The following is a 21246-nucleotide window of genomic DNA, read 5'->3' on the forward strand; positions in this document are numbered from 1 at the left end:
GGCCCGAAGGCCTTTCGTTGAAGCGAGCCGCCTACTGTAGCAGGCTTTTCGTTTCCGTCAACACCTCATTTCGAGGCGGTTGACGCTGCTTCGTGGCGGTGGTCACCGAAGTGGCCGGCGCGTTGAAGCGAGGGAGCGAATTCTAGACATCTTTGTGAAAAGCGCAATCACTTTGTGTGCTTCTGCAGCAGATTTCTTGCTGAAGCCAGATTCGGCAAGGTCATGGGGTGGTTTGAGGCGGAATTGGATCCCTGTGTGCCTTCCATTGGGCGGGGGCACGTGTTGATGGGCCTGTTGTGGGTGCTGCTTCGTCCTACATAGATGCTGTCTTGATGCTGCGATTTCGTTCTGCCCTCAACCCAACCCCTCTCCCGTTCCACGGGAGGGGGGCTTCAGAAGCGCTCTGTCGGCCACAATGCGGGTTGATCCGGGGTTGTGCGACTGATGACTGACTCTTCTGCGCGTTCGTTCTTCAAGGACCTTTCGCTGCCGGCGGTGATCGCCGGCTTCATCACGGTGCTGGTGGGCTTTGCCAGTTCGGCGGTGATCGTGTTCCAGGCGGCGCAATCCGTTGGCGCCGATCAGGCCGAGATTGCGTCGTGGATGTGGGCGCTGGGCATCGGCATGGGCGTGACCTGCATCGGCCTGTCGCTGCGCTACCGGATGCCGGTGGTGACGGCATGGTCCACGCCCGGTGCGGCGATGCTGGTGGTGGCCGCAACCACCCTGCCCTTGTCCGACGCCATTGGTGCGTTCGTGCTGGCGGCGGTGTTGGCGGCGATCGCCGGGTTCTCCGGGATATTCGAGAAGGCGATGCGACGCATCCCGGTGTCGCTGGCCTCGGGCATGCTCGCCGGTGTGCTGCTGCGCTTTGGCCTGGATGTCTTTGTGTCGGTGGGGACGCAGCCATTGTTGGTACTGGCGATGTTCGCCACTTATCTATGTGGCCGCCGCCTGCTGCCGCGTTATGCGGTGATCGCGACCTTGGTGGTCGGCGTGGCGATTGCCGGCGGCAAGGGGCTGATGCACATGGACCAGGTGCAGCTGCAGCTGGCTCGACCGGTGTTCACGCTGCCGACGTTGTCGTGGGCGGCGGTGTTCGGCATTGCCCTGCCCCTTTTCATCGTGACCATGGCCTCGCAGAACGTACCGGGCGTGGCGGTGCTGAAGGCCTCCGGTTACGACGCGCCGGTGTCGCCGGTGGTGGGCTGGATCGGTGCGGTCAATGCGGTGCTGGCACCGTTTGGCGGCTATGCCTTGAACCTGGCGGCGATCACCGCGGCAATCTGCATGGGCCGCGATGTGCATGAGGATCCGGCCCGGCGTTACACGGCAGCGGTGAGTGCCGGTGCGTTCTATATCGTGGTCGGCCTGTTCGGCGCGACGGTGGCGGCGGTGTTTGCCGCGTTTCCCAAGGAGCTGGTGGCGGCGCTGGCCGGCATCGCGCTGCTGGGCACGATCGGCAACAGCCTGGCCGTGGCGATGCGCGAAGAAGTGGAGCGGGAGCCGGCGCTGGTGACGTTTCTGGTGACTGCGTCCGGGTTGTCGATGGCCGGCATTGGCTCGGCGTTCTGGGGGTTGGTCGCCGGGGTGGTGACGCTGGTGGTGTTGCGGCGGTGAGGTCACTGAAGTCTGCCGCCCTCACCCCAACCCCTCTCCCGTAAACGGGAGAGGGGCTTAGAACAATCAGAGCGGCTTTACTTCGAAGGTTTGTTTGAGGGTGTGGCGGCCGCGGGGAGCCAGTTCGATCACGTCCGGGCCGACGTTGCCGGCTTCCACACATACGTAGTTGCGCCAACCGGTGCCGATGTCGTCCATCTTCGCAGCCGCCGCTTCGCCGGCATTCCAGACCACGGCGGTGCGGCTGCCGGTGGTGGTGATGTCGATGGCGCGCTTGAAGCCGGGATCGCGCAGGACGTAATGACCACCGGCCTGGGTGTAAATGCGATCGCTGCGGCCCGGATCACGGGGATCACGCAGGTTCCAGTCGCCCTGCTGGACATGGGCGTTCCCGTTGTCGAGCTTGTCCAGGTAGGTCAAGCCATCCAGGCCGGTGACGTCCACCTTCAAGGCATCGCTGACGTTGAAGTAGTTGTGCAGCGCCTGGGTGAAGCTGACCGGCTGGCTGCCGGTGTTCTCGGTAATCAGCTCCTGCTCCAAGGTGCGGCCGATACGCAGCACCATCTGCAGGCGCAGGGTGAGGCTGTCCAGCGGCGGCGGTGCGAGGGTCAGCACCAGCGTGCCGTCGGCTTCCCTGCGTGCGTCGCGCAGCTCCCATGAGACGGTGCGGACGAACCCGTGTGATGGCACGTCGTTGCTCTGGCCCTGGCGCGAGAAGTACGGCCAGCACACCGGGCTGCCACCACGGATGGGCGTTGGCGGTTGCTTGGCGCTGGGCGAAAGCCACATCACGTCCTGCCCGCCCTTGGGTACGAACGACAGCAGTTGGCCACCGAACACGCTGATGGCGGCGGTGGAGAACGGGGTTTCCACCTTCCAGGCGGTGAAGCCGTTGAAATCGCCTGTGCTCAGGCCCTGCACATCCTTCATTGAAACGTTGCTCCGTAGGATCGGTGATTGGACGAGTTGCGTGTGATTGGCCGGCAGGCTGAACGCCGTGGGCGAGGCCGGCTTGGCATCGCGCAGTGCCTGCAGGATGCGGGTGCCGGCGCGGCCATCGGCGTCCTTCCAGCCCAGCCGCTGCTGTTCGACCTGGATGGCGCGGCGGGTGGCGTTGCCGACCATGCCGTCTGCCGTGCCGATGGGGTGGCCGCGCGCGAGCAGCAATGTCTGCAACTGGCGGCGCTCGTCGCGGCCCAGGCCGGGGTCGTCCGTTGGCCACGCCGCGCTGAGGCCGCTGCCGCCGCGCAGGCGATCGGCCAGGGTGGCGATGGCCAGCGCGTAGCTCTCGGCGGCGTTGTAGGAATAGATGGCGTCGTAATTGCGGAACACGAGCAATGCCGGCCCCTTGGCGCCGGCCGGCAGCAGCAGCGCGGCGTTGGCATCGTCGGCGATGGCCTGCGCCCGCAGCGGTGCGCCATCGACCAGGGTGATGCCCAGCGCGCGCCAGTCGGCCAGCGGCTTGCGCTTGGTGCGGCCGGCAAGCGCGGCGTTGAAGCCCGCCGGAATGCGGACTTCCACGCCCCACGGCTGCCCCGTGCGCCAGCCGGACTGCTTGAGGTAATTGGCGGTGGAGGCCAGTGCGTCGGGAATGCTGGCAACCAGGTCACGGCGGCCATCGGCGTCGCCATCCACCGCGATGCGCGCGTAGGTGGACGGCATGAACTGGGTATGGCCGAAGGCGCCGGCCCACGAGCCGGTCAGCCCGGCCGGGTTGAGGTCGCCGCTGTTGATCAGCTTGAGCAGGGCCAGCAGTTCACCCTTGAAGAACGGTTGGCGGCGGCCATTGCACGACAGCGTGGCCAGTGACTGCAGCAACGGACGCTTGCCGAACACGCGGCCGTAATCGCTCTCCACGCCCCACACCGCCACGACGGTTGCCGGGTCAACACCGTATTGGGCGGAGATCTGTTCGAGCAGCGCGCGGTGCTGGGCAAGGCGGCTGCGGCCGTCGTTGACGCGCTGGCTGTCGACCAGTGCGGCCAGGTAATCCCAGATGGGCGTGGTGAATTCCGGTTGGGCGTTGAGCAGCGGCAGCACGCTCAGGTCGGGTGTGACATCGGCGAACAGCTGGTCAAAGCGCTCGGCGGGGATGCCCTGGGCGGTTGCGCTGCTCCGCAAGGCGCTGCCGCAGCTGCCGAAGTCGCTGGTGGCTGCCGCCGCAGACGTGGCCAGGGTGAGTGCGGCCAATGCCGAGGCTGCGCGCATCAAGAGGGGTGCTTTCATCCGCCAGGCTCCTTGCGTGGGGCTTGATGATACGCGTTGGGCCGCGGGGAGCCGGGAAGATCGGGAGCGGCGGATGCTGCGTTGTTTCTCTATCTTCGCCCTGGTGTTTTGCTGGATTGCAGGCGCTGAAAAGCTACCCCTCCCCAACCCTCCCCTTGGCTTTGCCAAAGGGAGGGGGAACTTGCGGCAGGCTTTGGGGGTTACACGGCGTCGATGTAGTACCAGCGGCCGTCGATACGCTGGAAGCGGCTGTGCTCGGCCATCTTCACCGCGCTACCGCCACCGATGCGGTAGCGGGCGATGAACTCCACTTCGGCAGTGTCTTCGCCGGTCACGACGTGGCGTTTCACGCTCAACCCCAGCCAATGGGTGCGCTGGCCTGGCGCCTCTTCCAGGGAGAGCGATTCGGGGCGGGTGTCCGGGTGCCAGCTGGCACGCAGGTAGTCGGCGTCCTTGACCACGTAGGCGCTGTAGCGCGAACGCATCAGGGATTCGGCATCGGGGGCGGCTTCGCCGGCGTGGTAGCGGCCACAACAGCGGCCGTAGGCGAGCTCGCGCCCGCATGGGCATGGAGAAGTGGGGGTGATCTGCATGCGCGTATTTTCCCACGTTGTCGCACCCTGCCCAGACCCGGCAAGGCGCGTATGCTGTCGCGCCCCGCGCCTGGAATCCCCATGCTGGAACTGCTGCCACCCGAACTGCCCTGGCTGGTGGTGATCGCGTTCGTCGCGGGGCTGGTGGATGCGGCGGTCGGCGGCGGTGGCCTGATCCAGCTGCCGGGGTTGTTCACCACGCTGCCGCAGCACACGCCGGCCGCACTATTGGGCACCAACAAGTTCAGCTCGATGTTCGGTACCGCCGCGTCGGCGTGGCGCTATGCGCGTTCGGTGCGATTCCCTTGGCGGCCGGTGCTGCTGGCCTCGGCGGCGGCATTCGTCTGCTCCTTCCTGGGCGCCACCGCGGTGTCGTTGATGTCCAAGGAAGCGGTGCGGCCACTGGTGCTGACGCTGCTGATCGTGATGTTGGGTTACACGCTGGCCAAGAAGGATTTCGGCGCACTGCACCGGCCGCGGGAAATCGGCCGACGCGAGCTGAGCATCGCGCTGGCGATGGGCGGGGTGATCGGTTTCTATGACGGCTTCTTCGGGCCGGGCACCGGCAGCTTCCTGATCTTCCTGTTCGTGCGCTTCTTCGGCCTGGATTTCCTGCGCGCCTCGGCCGCATCCAAGGTGGTGAACCTGGCCACCAACCTCGCCGCGCTGTCGTTCTTCGTGCCCAGCGGCAATGTGCTGCTGGCCTTCGCAGTGCCGATGGCAGTGGCCAACGTGACCGGTGCGGTGGTCGGCACGCGGATGGCGTTGCGCGGTGGGACGCCTTTGATCCGCAAACTTTTCCTGGCGCTGGTGGTGGTGCTGATTGCACGCATGGCCTGGGACACGCTGGCAGCGGGCTAATCCACAAAAGGGCACAGTTGCTGCGAACAGTTGCGCACGCAGCGTTATTTCTTGACGCAAATCACACATCTGCGCACATTTTTGCCATCCAACGGATGGCACGCCATGAAACAGCGTCACCGGATCGCAGCGCTCTTCATGCTGGCCGGCTTATTGCTGGCCAGCCTGCCCGTGTTCTATGCCATGCAGCAGGCGCGCAAGCAGGCCGTGTGGGAGAAATACCAGGCGCTGGACGAGATTGCCTTCGGTCTGGACCGCCGGGTGCGCAGCGCGGCAGTGATGCTGCCGGTCATGCATGAAAAGGCACGGGGCAGCGGCAATCCACCGTGCAGCCCAGCCGGCGTCCTGCACCTGCAGAACATCGCCGCCACGACGCAGATATCCATCGCCGCCTTGTATGTGGAAGAGCACCGCGTGGTGTGTTCTTCCAGTGATCCGTTGTTGCGGCAACTGGTATTGGGCGCGCCCTCGGCCGCACGCGCCGACGGTACCCGCCTGTATGCCAATGTCCGCCTGCCCAGTGAGCCCCATCGCCGCTACGCGGTGCTGGCCAAGGATGGTTACGCGCTGCTGTTGTACCCGGATGGATTGATTGCACCGTTCGTGCGGCCCGACCTGACGCTGGGCCTGTTCAATCCTCGGACCGGCAGATACAGCGCCCGTCACGGCCAGCTGCCCGAGCACTGGACTTCGCCGACCAACGCCACTGCACGCACCGCGCATTTCGTTGATGCGCAGGCCGGCTATCTGGTGGTGCGGCACGTCATGGGGCCGGCCAACACCGGGGTGATCGTGGCCACGCCACTTTCCAACATCGACCAGCGCATGGCCCAGTTCGCACGCTGGTTCATCCCCGCCGGCCTCGTCGCGGGGTTGATCGTGCTGGTCACGGTGCTGCTTTTCACCCGCCACCAGTTCTCAACGCGCAGCCAACTGTTGCGTGCGCTCAACAGGAGCCAGTTCTTCCTGATGTACCAGCCGCTGTTCGACCTGCGGGACGGCACCTGCATCGGGGCAGAGGCACTGCTGCGCTGGCGCTACGACGATGACACGGTGCTGCTGCCGGACCTGTTCATCCCCGTCGCCGAGGACGCCGGCCTGATCCAATCCATCACCCAGCGGGTGCTGCAACTGGTGGAGAAGGACATGACCCCGTTCCTGCGACAGGTGCCGAGCTTCCGGCTTGCGGTGAACCTGGCCGCCAGCGACCTGCAATCGACCCGCACCGCACCGCTGCTGGCGGCGATGCAGCAGTCCATCGGCGTGGGTTGCGGGCAGTTCGTGGTGGAAGCCACCGAACGCGGGCTGCTGGAGGCAACCAGCGCGCTGAGCGTGGTGGACGCGATCCGCAAGCTGGGCATCGAGATCGCCATTGATGATTTCGGCACCGGTTATTCCAGCCTGTCCTACCTGACCACCTATCCCTTCGACATCCTCAAGGTGGACAAGAGCTTCACTTCCACGGCCTGCACCCAGGCGGTCACCAGCCAGGTGGCCGACCACATCCTCGACCTGGCCCGCACCCTGGGCATGCAGACGCTGGTGGAAGGCATCGAGACCCGGGAGCAGGCCGACTTCTTCCGCAGCCGGGGCGTGATTTACGGACAGGGCTACCTGTTGGGCCGGCCGATGTTGCCGGAGGAGTTGTTCCGCTTCGTGGCCGATAACAACCGGCCAGGCCAACACGAGACAGCTCGGGACAACGTGCGGACATCCAGCGTTGTCCAACGGGTCACGGTGACGCATCCGCGCTCCGTCCCCGGTTGAAAATGAATACGTCAACTTCCGAGGTTTGATCGTCGCAAATCGCCTATTCATCAATAACTGCTGCGATCTGGTGCTCATTTGAGCCGATTCTGCTTGCCGCCGCGTAACGGATTGCTTACAAACGCGAGGCACCCGTCTTACAGACGGGCACGTAGTCCGGCATTCATAGGAGCTTCCCGATGACGTCGTTACCGCTACGCACGCACCGCCTCACCCTCGCCGTACAGATCTCCCTGTTGTGCCTGCTGCCCGCCGTCGCCTCCGCCCAGGACGCCACCGGCAGCAGTGCAAGAACCCTGGACACCGTCCAGGTCACCGGCAGCCGCATCAAGAAGGCCGAGCTGGAAACCCAGGTACCGGTCCAGGTACTCACCCGCGAAGCCATCGACCGCACCGGCTACACCTCGGTGGCCGACGTGGTCCAGCACCTCACCGCCAGCGGTGCTTCGCTGAGCACCAAGCTCAACTCCAGCGGCAACTTCGGCTTCCCGCCCGATGGCGGCGGTGTCGGTGCCGGCGCGGCAACGGTGGACCTGCGCCACCTCGGGCCCAAGCGCGTACTGGTGCTGGTGGACGGCATCCGCTGGGTCAATGAATCCTCCGGTTCGGGCGTGGGCTCGTCGGTGGATCTGAACACCATCCCGCTGGCGCTGGTGGAGCGCATCGAAGTACTGGAAGACGGCGCTTCGTCGATCTACGGCTCCGATGCCATCGCCGGCGTGGTCAACATCATCACCAAGAAGGGCGCCGACGGCGGCCACATCGAAGTGCAGTACGGCGACTACAACCTCAAGGGTGGCGACACCACCAGCGTGGACATGAGTTTCGGCAAGAGCGGCGAGCGCGCGCAGTGGATCGTTGGCGCGTCGTGGTTCAAGCAGAAGGAGATCGGTTCGTCCGAATACAAATGGGCACGCGAACCGGTGCCGGGCACCGGCCTGGCCAACGGCAGCTCGGCCACACCGCAGGGCCGGTTGGTGTTCGCCGACCCCAGCGGCAACACCTACAACATCACCTCCAACTCCGGCGTCACCAATCCGGTGTTCGACCCCAGCCAGACCGGCTGTGCCCGCACCGACGATTACCACTGCTTCGGCACGCCGGACCGCTTCAACTTCGCCCCGTACAACCTGCTGCTGACGCCCAACGAGCGCAAATCGGTGTTCGGCCAGGTGCGCTTCGAGTTCACCCCGAGCGTGAGCGGCTGGTTCCGCGGCTTGTACAGCGAACGCGAGTCGGCCAACCAGGCCGCGCCCGAACCGTTCTTCCTGGGCACCGATGCCGGCGTCTACAACGACTGGGCCGAGAAGGACCTGGTGATCTCGGCCAACAATCCGTACAACCCGTTCGGTTTCGACCTGACCACGATGGGCAGCGACCCCAACCTGTTCCTGCTCGGCCGCCGGCCGGTGGAAGGCGGGCCACGCCGCTACGAACAGGAAGTGAAGACCTGGTACGCCGCCGCCGGCCTGGACGGTGCGTTCGAGGTCAACCAGCGCACCTGGAACTGGGACATCAACGCGATGACCAGTGAGAGCAAGGCCACCCAGACCAACACCGGCAGCTACAACATCAAGCACATCAACCAGGCGCTCGGCGACCCGGCTGCCTGTGCGGCCATCGCCGGTTGCGTGCCGCTGAATGTCTTCGGCGGGCCGGGCACCATCACCCCGGACATGCTGGCGTGGATTTCGCCGATCGTGCGTGACCGCAGCAAGAACACGTTGAGCCTGGCCTCGGCCAACATCACCGGCGAACTGTTCGACATGTGGGCCGGGCCGCTGTCCTTCGCCGCCGGTGCCGAATGGCGCCGTTACAAGGGCGAGTACCACCCGGACCCGATCACCGTGGCCGGCGAATACAACGGCGTGCCTTCGGGCGTCACCGTCGGCAGTTACTCGGTCAAGGAGGCCTACGCCGAGTTCGACATCCCGCTGGCGCGCGGCGGCTTCTGGGGCAAGAGCCTGGACATGAGCATTGCCGGCCGTTACTCGGACTACTCCACCTTCGGCGGCACCGGCACCGGCAAGCTCGGCCTGCGCTGGCAACCGGCCGACGAACTGCTGCTGCGCATGTCCTACGCGCAGGGCTTCCGTGCGCCGTCGATCGGTGAGTTGTACGGCACCTTGAGCCGCTTCGACGCGACCCTGGTGGACCCGTGCAATAACGCCGCTTCGACCACGCCCAAGTGCGTGGCCGACGGCGTGCCGCCGGGCTACGAGCAGGCCAATCCGCAGATCTCGGTGGTCACCGCCGGCAACCGCGACCTGCAACCGGAAGAAAGCCGCTCGTTCATGGCCGGCTTCGTGTGGAGCCCGGGCTGGGCGGTGGACAGCAGCTGGGCCAGCAAGCTGGACCTGGGCGTGACCTTCTACCGGCACACCATCGATGAAGCGATCCAGGCACCGGACGCGCAGTCCATCCTGGACCGCTGCATCGACAGCCGTGACCCGACCGCCTGCGCCAGCTACACGCGAAATGATCGCGGCCAGATCATCCGCTTCGAGGACATCCTGGCCAACCTGGGCACCATCAACACCAGCGGCTGGGACTTCACCGCGCACTGGCTGCTGCCGGAAACCGGCTGGGGCCAGCTGGGCTTTGACTGGAAGTCGACCTGGGTGACCCGCTACGAGCTGATCAACGAGTCCGGCCAGGCTGAACCGAAGGGCCCGGGCATCGAAGTCAACGACAGTTCGATTCCGGAATGGAGTTCGACGCTGACCACCAACTGGGATTTCCGCAACTGGAATGCGAGCTGGACGATGCGTTACATCGACCGCCTGCGCGAGAGCTGCGCCGGTGCCAACGGCTTCGACATCTGTACCGACAGCGCCAATGACCAGCATTGGCTGGGCGCCACCACGTACCACGACGCGCAGGTGAGCTGGCGCACCGACGCGTGGATGAAAGGCGTCAAGGTCACGCTGGGCGTCAACAACGTGTTCGACAAGAACCCGCCGATCTGCCTGAGCTGCACGCTCAACGGTTATGACCCGGGTACGTACGATCTGCCGGGCCGTTACAGCTACGCCAAGCTCAGCATGGATTTCTGAGCCGGGTGATGTGGGAATGACAAAGGGAGCCGCAAGGCTCCCTTTGTTGTTGGTGAGTGCGCATTTGGGATTGAAGGTTGGCAAAGCCGCAGGGTGCAGGCCCACAAATGCAGGAGCGGTGTCAGACGCGACGCCGGCAATGTTCCCGTTGCCCGGCTTGTACGCGATTGCAGGCGTCCTCGCGACTGGATGGGCCGTCGGCTTCGCGACCGAGGTCGCTCCTACAAGGACAACATCGTGCCGTTGTGGGAGCGGCAAGAGCCGCAGAACCAACATGGACGCCATCGGCAGCGATGTTCGCCATTGCTGGCACCCGCACGGAAGGATCAGCCCGCGCCGGGTTGCACATCTCCCCACCGTTCGATTGTCGTCGGCTTCGCGGCTGACGCCGCTCCTGCAACAGCAGGGTTCAGCGCAGTACCGCGCCTGCAAGCGCCATCGTCAGCAGCGCCATCACCGGCAGCATCGACAGGCCGAAACCCAGCCCGCGGCTTGCCGGTGCGCTGACATAGGCGCGCCAATAGATGAAGCGACCGATCACGTAGACCGCACCGATGCCTGCCACCCACTCGGCCGGCCAGAAACGCGCGGCGACGAACAGCGACGGCAGCAGCGCGACCATCAGCTCCAGCGAGTTCATCTGCACGCGGTAGGCGCGCTCGAAGATTTCATGGCCGCTGACAGCCGGTGCCTTCACGCCGTAACGGGCGCGCGCGCGGCCGACCTGGTAGATGAAGAACAGGTACTGCACCACGACCAGCATGGCGACGATTTCTACGTAATGCATGGGTGTTCCTCGAAGGCGATGGGCTGACTTTAGCGGAGACGGCCGGTACTTCGCGCCCCTTGGCGAGTCCTCCGTTTCCCGGCTCACGCTCAGATCGCCCAGATCCGCTCCCTCCCTTGCGCCGAAGGCGGAGGGGAGGGCTGGGGAGGGGTCAGGCTTTCAGCGCAACCGATGCCGCGCTGGCCGCCGATCCCTCAAAAGCGCCCTCCCCCGCTTGCGGGAGAACGCTCAAAGCAGCCTTACGACTCGGTGGCCGTCTTCTTCCTTGCAGCGGCTTTCTTCTTCGCCGGCTTCTCAACCACCACGTCGGCTTCCGCCTCAACCGCAACCATCTCCGGCTCGACAACCTCTTCCTGCTTCTCCGCCTGCTCCGCCTGCTCCGCGTCATCCTGCGCGCGAGCCGCTGCACCGCGTGCACGGGCCGGCAGCTTCAGGCGGTTGGCTTCGTCGTCGTATTCGATCAGCAGCACGCCCGAATCATGGCGACCGCTGATCTCGACGAAGCAGGCGCCGCCGATGAACGGCTCCAGCGTCATCACCGACTTCAACGGCGTGGCCACCACCATCTGGAAGCCGAAGTTCTCGAAGATGTTCATCGCCAGCGCGGTGAACTCGTTGTCGGCCTTGTCGAAGGCTTCGTCCAGCACCACGGCGGCGTAGCGCGGCAGTTCGCCGTCCTCGCCACCGAGCTGGTAGCGCAGCGCCGCTGCAAGGCAGGTGGTGGCCAGCTTCTGCCGCTGACCACCGGACTTGCCGGCGCCGCTGCGGTAGATCTCGACCTGCTCGCGGGTTTCGCCGTCCAGTTCGACGCCGAAGAACTCCACGTGCTGGCGTACATCCAGCACCTGTTCGCGCCAACGGCGCAGCTCCGGTTCCTGCGCACCGAGGCGTCGCACCAGATCACGCAGCACGTTGAACTGGGTTTCGGCCAGCGAGCGGTCTTCGGTCTGCTGGTGGGTCAGCACCGCACGCAGTTGCAGCTGGAAATCCTGCACTTCCGGCAGGCGGCGGTCGCTGACGTCGATGGCCAGCACCGTGCCGCGGTTGAACGCCACCTGCTCCAGCGAGGCGTTGACCTCGTCCATGCGCTGCTTGATCGCCTTGTGCGCCTCGGCGGTGTGCCGCTGCAACGCCAGCAGGTTGTTCTTGCTCTGGGTCTGCAGCAGGTCGAAGAAGCGGCCTTCGTGACGCGGCAGGCCATCGCTCTCCAGACGTTGCAGGCGCGCCAGGAAATCATCGGCGCTGCTCAGCGACACGGTGAAGTCGCCAGAGTCCTCCGGCCACTGCTGGCAGTATTTGCGGAAGCAATCCAGCACGTGCTGGGTGAGTTTGGCATCGCGGCTCTGGCTCTGCCCGAGCTCTTCAGACAAGCCACGCTCGATCACGCGGAAGTGGCTTTCCAGCGTGTCCAGGTTGAAACCCGGCAGCACTTCCAGGCGTTCGCCCAGGCCATCACGCTGGGCTTCGGTCAGCGGTGCACTGGCGACGCGGGCGGCGCCGTTGTCGCGTTGCTGCTCCAGCCGCACGCGCTCGCGCGAAAGCTGCGCGCGCTCCAGGCGCACGTCTTCGTAGGTGCGCTTGGCCAGGTCACGCAGGCCGCGAGTCAGCTCGATCTGCTGGCCGACACGCGCCAGCGCGTTGTCGCCTTCGCGCAGGTCCACCAGTTGCTCATCAATGTCGCTCAGGCGCTGCAAGCGCGGCCCGATGTCGATCTCATCCCAGTCGCGCTCGACCAGCACGCGTGCGGCCAGCTGCTTTTCCTGGCCGCTTTCACGCTGCTTGCGCAGCATCGCCACGTCCGACTCGCTGCGCGCGATGCGCTGCGCAAGTTCCTGCCCTTCGCGCTCGAACACGCGGCGCTTGTCGCGGTTGTCGTGGCCCAGCATCCAGCGCTTGCGGTCGTTGACCGCGTGACGGTCATCCTTTTCGTAACGGTCGCCCGGGTGCTTGATCTGGCCTTCGCGGGTCAGTGCACGGTCTTCGTTGCGCAGCTGCCCGGCGTTCTCCACGCAGGTGTAATCGAAGCGGCGGAGCAGTTCGTTGTGCACCCACTCGCCGAAGGCGTGGTCGCGCAGCTGCAGCTTGTGGATCAGCGAACGCTTGTCCGGTTCGCGTGAATGCAGCAGCTCGTTGTCGCGCACGCGGAAGTAGACCAGCTTGGTGCCCAGGTGGGTGCGGTTGGCCCACTCGGCCACCTGGCTGTGATGCTTTTCATCGACCAGCAGTGACTGCGCGAAACCGTGCAACACACGCTCGATCGCACCACGCCAACCGATCTGGTCCTCGCGCACCTGGATCAGCTCACCGACGAAGGGCAGCACCGATTCGGGCAGGCCGGTGTCATCGCACAGGCGCGCACGCATCTGCTGCAACGGCGCCGGAATCGAGCTGGGCGCGGACTTGAGTGAATCCAGCTCCACGCGCAATGCGGCAAAACGCTTTTCGTCCTCGCGGCGCTCGGCCATGCGCTCGGCGATGGCGTCGTCCACGGTGCCGGCGCCGTCACGGCTGCCATCGATCAGGCTGCGCGCCTGCTCGACCTGCTCGGAGAAGGTGGCGGCGGTGTCGGCCAGCGACATGCCCAGCTGTCGGCAGGCGCTTTCCAGCTGCTTGCGACGACGCGCGCGCTCCTCGACTTCGCGTTCGACGCGGGTGCGCTCGCGCTCCAGCTCCTCGATGCGTTCGCCGCCCTGTTCGCGCTGCTGGCGTTCCAGATCGACCAGCTTCTGTTCGTGGTTGTCCAGCGCCTGACGACGCTGGCCTTCCTCGCCCATCAGGCCACGATCGAGCACCTCCACTTCCTTGAGGCGGTCGTTGACCAGCTCCAGGCGCTTGGCTTCGCGGAAGCCGTCGATGCCGATCTGCAGGTCGCGCAGGTTGGCCACGCCTTTGCGCAGCTCGGTCAGATCGTGGTGGTACTCGCGTGCCGGGGTCAGCGTCTCAACCTGGCGGCGCGCGGTGACCACGGCATGGTGGGCGCCATCGAGTTCGGCGAAATCCTCGACCAGGCGGTCGGCCGCTTCGAAGGTGCGCGGCTCTTCCAGCATGAAGCCACGCAGGAATGCGTTGAGGTCACCCAGGTTCTTGGCCGACTGCGTCTTGTGCAGCAGGCGCAGCGCCATGTCGTTGCCGATGCCCAGCAGGTGACGGAAGCGCTCGGCATAACCGGCGAAGCTGTCGAAGTGGGCCACGTCCTCGCCCAGACGCAGACGCAGCTTGCGCAGGTCCAGGTCGAAGCCGTCCAGTTCGGCCAGATCGAAGCGACGCGGCACCACCATGTAGTGCTTGCGCACGTCATTGGCGGACGTGCCGGCACCGTTGATCCAGAACATGCGGATGATCGACACCGCTTCGCCGCGGGCGTTGTGGTATTCCAGCGCCAACGCGGTCCAGGTCGCGCCCTTGCGCAGGTACTGGGTGGCGATTTCGCCGGACTCGCTGTCCTGCTGGTCGGCCCATGCGCCACGCACATAAGAGACCAGCGAGCGGTCGCGGCCGGAACGCTCGGCTTCGCGTGCGGCGGCGTTGAAGTCGACGATGCTCGGGGGGGTCAGCAGCGCGCTCATGCCATCGAGCAGGGTGGACTTGCCCGAGCCGGAACGGCCAACGAACAGGAAGCCACGCTCGGCGATCGGCACTTCGGTCAAACCGGAGAACGTGCCCCAGTTGAGCACCTGCAGGCGGCGCATGCGGAACTGGTTTGCACGGGCGTCGCTGGCCGGGTCATTGAACAACGCGGCGGCGGGAAGCAGGGTGTGGGAAGCGGTGTCCATGCGGTTCATCCTTCAACCGCCGCGCAGGGCGCGACGGCGACAAACAGTTTCGGGTCGACGCGAGGGCGCGTCACTCTTCGGCGTCGTCGGCCACGGCGTCGCCAGCCAGCTCGGCCGCGCTGCCGCCACCGTCGCGCAGCTGACGGTAGGCGTCGGCCAGGGTCTGCACGTCCTCGGCCGAGAACAGCAGCTTCAATGCCGGCGAGATCTCATAGCGGTCCTCGCTGCCACGCAGCTTGGACAGCAGCTGGTTCTCGCGCATCTTGGCGATGGCCGCGGTCACGCGCTTGCCGTAGCCGGCCTGGTCGGTGGAGACGTTCTTCTGGTAGATGCTCATCGCCTCGACCAGTTGCAGCTCTTCCACCACCGCGCGTTCGCCGCGCGTGTCGGCTTCGGCCAGCTGCTGGCGCAGGAACAGCAGCAGCACCGACTCGATGAAGGTCAGCGGCGCGCTGCGCAGCAGGGTTGGCGAATCCAGCTCGGCGGTATCGGCCTGACGGGTGAAGGCGATGCCGCCGTCACGGTCCAGCACCAGCTCCAGGAACAACTCGCACAGCAGGCTGCGCACTGTTTCCTCGTGACGCAGCAACGCGGTCCACTGGGTCGGCTGGCGCTGCGCATCGACGCTGGGGCCGGCCAGCAACTGGCACAGCGCGCGGCGCGCTTCGGCCGGCAGGTTGCCGGTGTCGCCCAGGAACAGCGGGCCGTTGCCCTTGTTGGCGACCGGCGCGGGTACTGCTGCCGGCGCGGCTTCTGCTTCGGTTTCGAGTTCGGTCTCAGACCAGTTCATCGCGTCTTTCCTTGAGGAACCACACCAGCGGCACGCGGGCGCGTCGCACCCTGCCGTCGCCGCCGGTCCATTCCACGGTTTCCAGTTGATCGCGCACCACCACGCCGTGGCGGGTGCCGATGGAGAGATAGCCGATCACGCTGCCCAGGCCCTGCCGCGCCGGCCGCTCGCGCAGCACCTGCGCGATGGACAGCTGCGGGCGGGTGCCAAGCAGCATGAACAGGTTGTCCTTGAGCGTGCGCACATCGATTTCCGACTGCGCGACCAGGTCGCCGACGCTGTCGAGCGAAATTTCCGCCGCGTCGGCCATGAAGATGGAGGTTTCCACCTGATGGCTGCGCGGGTCGTGCAGGCGCCATTGGCCGATCGAACGCAGGCGCGCAGCCGACAGCGGCAGCACGAAGCCGGTGGCGGCGGTCGGCCGCACCTCGTCACGCAGCTGCAGCGCCTGGCCCTGGGCCTGCTTGAGCAGCTGGTTGAGGCGGCGCTGTTCCAGGTAGCCACGGCTCTGCACGAAACCGCGCAGGCTGCGTGCGAAATGCTGCATCACTTCATGCACCTGGCCGCCGCGTTCAAGCAGCGTGCTGGTGAAGTTGCGCAGGAAGTTGCGTTCGTTGCGGTCCAGCTTGCGGGTGAAGCCGCGGTTGAGCACCGAGTCCAGCGCGGTGTCCAACTCGGCACTGCGCTGCGGGTCGTTGAGCAGGTCCCAGAAGCCCTGGAAGCTGCGGCCGGCATCGGATTCACCGATCACGTCCACGCCGTTGAACAGGCGGTCGAGCACATCGCCGCGCGCGCCTTCGTCGTCGATGATGCGTTCGCGGAAACGGCGGTTGAGCTGTTCGAAGTCGTCGCGCACACGGCGGAAATCCTCGGCCAGGTCATCGGCCAGGCGGATCACGTCGCGGGTGCGTTCCAGCGCGCGCTTGCCGTCGAGCGTGGCGACCTTGCCGCTGGCGGCCTGGGCGATTTCCGCGTCGATTCGCTCGCGCTCGGCGCGCAGGGCGGCCAGCCGTGCTTCCGGGTTGGCTTCGGTCTGCTGGGCCAGCTGCGAGAGCTGCTGCATGACCATCGCCAACCGGCTTTCGGTGGCCAGGCTGGCGTTGTGTTCGACCCCGGCGATGAAGCGGATGGCCTGCACCGCCTGCCGCGAGAGCTCGTATTCCTCTTCGTTGGCACCTTCAGGCAGGCGCCGTTCCAGCCAGCCCTGGGACAGCCAGTAGGCGATGTAGGCCTGCGCGGTACGCGGCAGTTCGACATCCAGCTCGTCGGCATTGAGCGCGTCCAGCTGCTGTTGCAGGCGCTCGGCCAGGATCGAGCCCGGCACGCGGCGGTCGGCTTCCAGCAACAGGCCCTGCAACAGCCCGATCAACACGGGCGCGCGGTCGGAGGCCAGCAGTTTCCACAGCGGCTGCTCGCGCAGGCGCTGATAGCCGGCAATACGTTTGGGGTACTTCATCGACAGCGCGCGGGTCCTTGGGCTTAGCGGCGGGCTTGGCCGACTTCGATGAACCGCAGGAACTCGGCGCGGGTGCGCGCGTCGTCATGGAAGCTGCCACGCATGCGCGAGGTCACCATCGACACGCCACGCTTGTGGATACCACGGGTGGTCATGCATTCGTGCGAGCCTTCCACCACCACGCCCACGCCCAGCGGCTGCAGTACGTCCTGGATGACGTCGGCGATCTGTGCGGTCATCTTTTCCTGCACCTGGAAGCGGCGGGCATAGGCCTCGACCACGCGCGCCAGCTTGGAGATGCCGACCACCCGGCCATTGGGCACGTAGCCGACGTGGACGCGGCCCAGGATCGGCGCCATGTGGTGCTCGCAGTGGCTTTCGTACTCGATGTCGCGCAGCACGATCATCTCGTCGTAGCCGGCCACTTCCTCGAAGGTACGTGCCAGGTACTCGCGCGGGTCGTCCTGGTAGCCCTTGAACCAGTCGCCATAGGCTTCGGCCACCCGGCGCGGGGTATCCAGCAGGCCTTCACGGGCGGGATCTTCACCGGCCCAACGCAGCAGGGTGCGCACGGCATCTTCAGCCTGGTCCTGGGTGACGGGCGGGTTCTTGGAGTCGGTCATTACAGACAGCGCTTGGATTACGGGGTGGACATGCTACCAGCCGTGCCCGGAACGAGGCAGCACGGGGGGTTCACGGGGGACGCTCCGGGCGCCAGCCAGGCCGTGAAAGGCACCCCTCCCCAACCCTCCCCTGCGCCATGCGCAAGGGAGGGGGCAGAAGCACTTCGCTGCAACCTGAAAGCGCAGGCAGAACCGCTCCCTCCCTTTGGCGCAGCCAAGGGGAGGGCTGGGGAGGGGTGCCTTTCGCTCCCTTTGCAAACAGACCCCCAGAACCCAGGCGTCACCGTCTGTCCACGGCCACTCAGGCATCATTTCGTTTGTGCGGCGCAGCATATGACCGTACTCACGGATCGATCGGCCCGGTCTGCCGGACGCAGGGGAAACCCTTCTCCGTTCAGCTTTTCCGCCACCGGCCCCGCCAAGGCTGTGCCCGCCAGGACGCAGGACCCCTCTTTCCGGATTCCCCGTCCACGAAGTGAGGCAAGACATGGCCGACCATCCCGGAGCACGCGCTTCGACGTTGCGCACCCTTCCCCGCCTGTTGCTGGCACTGATCCTGCTGCTCACCGGCCTGACCCTGGCCGCTGGCGGCACCCGCCTGATGACCATGGGCGGCTCCTGGTACTACCTGCTGGCCGGCCTGGCCTACCTGCTGCTGGCCGTGCTGGTGCTGCGCCGGCACCGGCTGACCGCCTGGTTCTCGCTGGTGGTGTTCACCGCCACCGTGTTCTGGGCGCTGTTCGACGCGCCGCGGCTGGGCTACTGGGAACTGTTGCCCCGGCTGGTGGTCCCGGCGCTGTTGTTGATGATGACGCTGTGGTCCAGCGCGTCCTATCCGGCTAGCGCCCCCCGCGCACGGCGCTGGCGCAATGGTGGTGCGCTGATCACCTTTGCGGCGCTGCTTGCCACGCTGGTGGCGGCGTTCTTCCCGCACGGTGGCATTTCCAACCCGGTGCCGATTGCCGGCAATCCGGCCGCCGCCAAGCCCAGCGCCGCAAACCCGGACAACTGGGAGTTCTTCGGCCGCAATGGCGCCGGCACCCGCTTCGCCCCCTACGACCAGATCACCCCGGACAACGTCGGCCAGCTTGAAGTGGCCTGGACCTACCGCACCGGCCGCCGCATCAGCGGCGACGCCATCGGCGTGGACGAGAACACCCCGTTGCAGATCGGCAGCACGCTGTACTCCTGCACCCCGGAGAACCTGGTCACCGCCATCGATGGCGACACCGGCACGGCGATCTGGAAGTTCGACCCCAAGGCCCGCACCGCCGAGCACGTCACCTGCCGTGGCGTGGGTTATTACGACATCGACAAGGACAGCCGCCTGGACCCCGCCAGCAAGGCCGCCTACACCGCCCCGCTGTGCCGCCAGCGCATCCTGGTATCCAGCGTCGATGCGCGCCTGTTCGCACTCGATGCCCACAGCGGCAGCCTGTGCCCGGGCTTCGGTACGGACGGCTTCGTCGACCTGAAGCCGCATATGGGCCCGACCGAGGGCAGCAAGCGTTACCACCCGACCTCGATCCCGGTGGTGATGGGCCACCTGGCCGTGATCGGTGGCTGGGTGCGCGACATCATGGATGGCGAGCCATCCGGCGTGGTGCGCGCCTTCAACGTCATCGACGGTTCGCAGGCCTGGGCCTGGGACGTGGGCAAGCCCGACGACCTGGCCCAGCCCGGGCAGGATTTCGAACTGGCCACACCCAACGTGTGGACCATTCCCACCTACGACCACGCCTTGAACCTGGTCTACCTGCCCACCGGCAATGGCCCGCCCGATTACTGGGGCGGCGAACGCAATGCGGTGAAGGAGAAGTTCGGTTCCTCGGTGGTGGCGCTGGATGCCTCCACCGGCCAGCTGCGCTGGAGCCAGCAGCTGGTGCATCACGATGTCTGGGACTACGACGTGCCCTCGCAGCCGGTGCTGTTCGATGTGACCAATGCGCAGGGCCAGAAGGTGCCCGCACTGATCCAGACCACCAAGACCGGCCACATCTTCGTGATGGACCGGCGCACCGGTGCATTCGTCACCGAGGTGGTCGAAACCCCGGTGCCGCAAACCCCGCATGCGCAGGGCGAACGCCTCTCGCCAACCCAGCCGCTGTCGGTAGGCATGCCGGTGATCGGCGCCGAGCCGCTGACCGAAAACGCGATGTGGGGCGTGAGCCCGTTCGACCAGCTGTACTGCCGCATCCAGTTCAGGGATTCCAACTACCAAGGCATGTTCACCCCGCCCAGCGAGCAGCCCTACATCGAATGGCCGAGCCTGCTCGGTGGCATGAACTGGGGCGGCATCTCGATCGACGAATCGCGCAACCTGATGTTCGTCAACGACATGCGCATGGCGTTGCGGATGTCGCTGGTGACCCGCGAGGAAGCGAAGAAGTACAAGATCTCCACCGACGAAGTGCCCGGCTTCATGGGCACCGTGCGGCCGCAGCTGGCTGGCCCCTACGGCGGGGTGAAGATCGACATCCTGCAATCGCCGCTGGGCGTGCCCTGCCCGACCCCGCCATTCGGCACGATGAGCGCGATCGATCTGAACACCAAGCAGCTGGTCTGGCAGGTGCCGCTGGGCACGGTGCGCGACACCGGCCCGCTGGGCATCAAGACCGGCCTGCCGATGCCCGTTGGCATGCCGACGCTGGGCGGCCCCACCGCCACCGCGTCGGGCCTGGTGTTCTTCGCTGGCAGCCAGGACTACTACCTGCGCGCACTGGATGCGACCAGCGGCAAGGAAGTGTGGAAGGCGCGCCTGCCGGTCGGCGCGGTCGCCGCGCCGCTGGTCTACGTGTCACCGAAGACCGGCAAGCAGTACGTGGTGATCTCGGCCGGTGGCGCCAGCCATTCGCCGGACCTGGGTGACTACGTGATTGCTTACGCGCTGCCTGGCGGGAGGTAATTCCTCGCGCGTGATGCCTGCAATGAAGGCCCCGGCAGTGAACCTGCCGGGGCTTTTTTTTCGTGGGTATTTGCTGGAAGAGCGGGAAGCTACCCCTCCCCAACCCTCCCCTTGCCGTTGGCAAAGGGAGGGGGTGGTTCATGCGACCCGGCAGATACCCGGCAATGCTGCTTTTGCCCCCCTTCCTTTGGCGCAGCCAAGGGGAGGGCTGGGGAGGGGTGCTCTGGGCAGTTACGACTTGCCGGCCGCTGACCTGACTTCGGTGGTATCGCTTTCCAGCGCCCGCAGCAGGCTGGGCGCGCGCGCCGTGGCGATGTCCGCAATCCGCCAGCTGTCGCCCTGACGCGCCAGTGTCAGATCCAGCGACAGGGGCTCATCGGCATCAACCAGTACAGCGGTGGCACGCATCTGGTCGTTGCCTTGCGGTGTGAGGGTGAACTCCAGCGCGCGCAGGTCCTGCGCATTGTCCTGGCAATCGCACAGCGGGTCGCTGTCCAGGTACCCCACCTCGCCGTCATGCGCCTGGCTGTTGGCCGCCATCGCGGCCAGCAGCGGCGCTGCGTAGACCTGTTCGTCCGGCAGGATCGCCTCCAAAGGCGCATCCGGGTAATAGCCAGAGTAGATGTGGGCCAGGAACGTACGCGCCGCGCTGGTGTCATTGGCGACGCCGGCCACTGCCGTGGATGTCTCCGTTGTGGCGGGCTGCTGCTGACACGCGGCCAAGGCCAGTACGAATACAAACGTCCATGTGGTTCTCATCCGATGCCTCCGTTGCAATTGGGAGCTTGC

The 21246-nt window shown here is 66.1% G+C and carries 12 protein-coding genes and 1 pseudogene; 5 read left to right on the top strand and 8 right to left on the bottom strand.

Going from position 1 to position 21246, the window contains the following annotated elements:
- The first annotated feature begins 444 nt into the window (after nucleotides 1–444).
- The gene (locus LR961_RS00005) at nucleotides 445–1620 is read left to right on the top strand and encodes a benzoate/H(+) symporter BenE family transporter (RefSeq protein ID WP_232146280.1); all 1176 of its coding nucleotides are present in this window, start codon (nucleotides 445–447) and stop codon (nucleotides 1618–1620) included.
- Between the two features lie 66 nt (nucleotides 1621–1686).
- Here the strand turns inward: LR961_RS00005 and LR961_RS00010 are convergent, their stop codons facing one another.
- Both LR961_RS00010 and LR961_RS00015 read right to left on the bottom strand, forming a co-directional pair.
- On the bottom strand, nucleotides 1687–3828 hold the full coding sequence (locus LR961_RS00010) for a lytic murein transglycosylase (protein ID WP_232149122.1): 2142 nt from the start codon (nucleotides 3826–3828) through the stop codon (nucleotides 1687–1689).
- 218 nt (nucleotides 3829–4046) lie between these two features.
- On the bottom strand, nucleotides 4047–4439 hold the full coding sequence (locus tag LR961_RS00015; protein WP_232146283.1) for a YchJ family metal-binding protein: 393 nt from the start codon (nucleotides 4437–4439) through the stop codon (nucleotides 4047–4049).
- 81 nt (nucleotides 4440–4520) lie between these two features.
- Here LR961_RS00015 and LR961_RS00020 point away from each other — a divergent pair, with 81 nt between their 5' ends.
- From LR961_RS00020 to LR961_RS00030, 3 genes are all read left to right on the top strand, one after another.
- Nucleotides 4521–5300 (top strand): TSUP family transporter, encoded by a 780-nt coding sequence (locus LR961_RS00020; protein ID WP_232146285.1) that lies wholly within the window; start codon nucleotides 4521–4523, stop codon nucleotides 5298–5300.
- 105 nt (nucleotides 5301–5405) lie between these two features.
- Nucleotides 5406–7067: an EAL domain-containing protein gene (locus LR961_RS00025; RefSeq protein WP_232146287.1), complete on the top strand. Its 1662-nt coding sequence runs from the start codon at nucleotides 5406–5408 to the stop codon at nucleotides 7065–7067.
- A gap of 179 nt (nucleotides 7068–7246) precedes the next feature.
- Nucleotides 7247–10123, top strand: coding sequence for a TonB-dependent receptor (locus LR961_RS00030; protein WP_232146289.1), 2877 nt, complete (start codon nucleotides 7247–7249; stop codon nucleotides 10121–10123).
- Nucleotides 10124–10532: 409 nt separating this feature from the next.
- Here LR961_RS00030 and LR961_RS00035 read toward each other — a convergent pair whose 3' ends face one another.
- The 5 genes and pseudogenes from LR961_RS00035 to folE form a co-directional block, all read right to left on the bottom strand.
- The gene (locus LR961_RS00035; RefSeq protein WP_232146291.1) at nucleotides 10533–10910 is read right to left on the bottom strand and encodes an MAPEG family protein; all 378 of its coding nucleotides are present in this window, start codon (nucleotides 10908–10910) and stop codon (nucleotides 10533–10535) included.
- A 407-nt stretch (nucleotides 10911–11317) separates the two neighbouring features.
- A pseudogene (locus LR961_RS00040) lies at nucleotides 11318–14683 on the bottom strand (SbcC/MukB-like Walker B domain-containing protein); the annotation flags it as partial.
- A gap of 70 nt (nucleotides 14684–14753) precedes the next feature.
- On the bottom strand, nucleotides 14754–15473 hold the full coding sequence (locus LR961_RS00045; RefSeq protein ID WP_232146294.1) for a DUF4194 domain-containing protein: 720 nt from the start codon (nucleotides 15471–15473) through the stop codon (nucleotides 14754–14756).
- Nucleotides 15460–16929 (bottom strand): DUF3375 domain-containing protein, encoded by a 1470-nt coding sequence (locus tag LR961_RS00050; protein ID WP_232146297.1) that lies wholly within the window; start codon nucleotides 16927–16929, stop codon nucleotides 15460–15462. Before LR961_RS00050 ends, LR961_RS00045 begins: the two co-directional genes overlap by 14 nt.
- 23 nt (nucleotides 16930–16952) lie before the next feature.
- The gene (gene folE / locus LR961_RS00055) at nucleotides 16953–17552 is read right to left on the bottom strand and encodes a GTP cyclohydrolase I FolE (protein WP_232146298.1); all 600 of its coding nucleotides are present in this window, start codon (nucleotides 17550–17552) and stop codon (nucleotides 16953–16955) included.
- A gap of 487 nt (nucleotides 17553–18039) precedes the next feature.
- On the opposite strand from folE, the gene LR961_RS00060 reads away from it, so the two are divergent.
- Nucleotides 18040–20457, top strand: coding sequence for a membrane-bound PQQ-dependent dehydrogenase, glucose/quinate/shikimate family (locus LR961_RS00060; RefSeq protein ID WP_232146300.1), 2418 nt, complete (start codon nucleotides 18040–18042; stop codon nucleotides 20455–20457).
- Nucleotides 20458–20688: 231 nt separating this feature from the next.
- Here the strand turns inward: LR961_RS00060 and LR961_RS00065 are convergent, their stop codons facing one another.
- A complete protein-coding gene (locus tag LR961_RS00065) occupies nucleotides 20689–21216 on the bottom strand; it encodes a DUF3828 domain-containing protein (RefSeq protein ID WP_232146302.1) in 528 nt (175 codons plus the stop codon).
- Between the last annotated feature and the right edge of the window lie 30 nt (nucleotides 21217–21246).

The organism is Stenotrophomonas sp. SY1 (assembly GCF_021202945.1).
In the GTDB taxonomy this organism is placed as follows: domain Bacteria; phylum Pseudomonadota; class Gammaproteobacteria; order Xanthomonadales; family Xanthomonadaceae; genus Stenotrophomonas.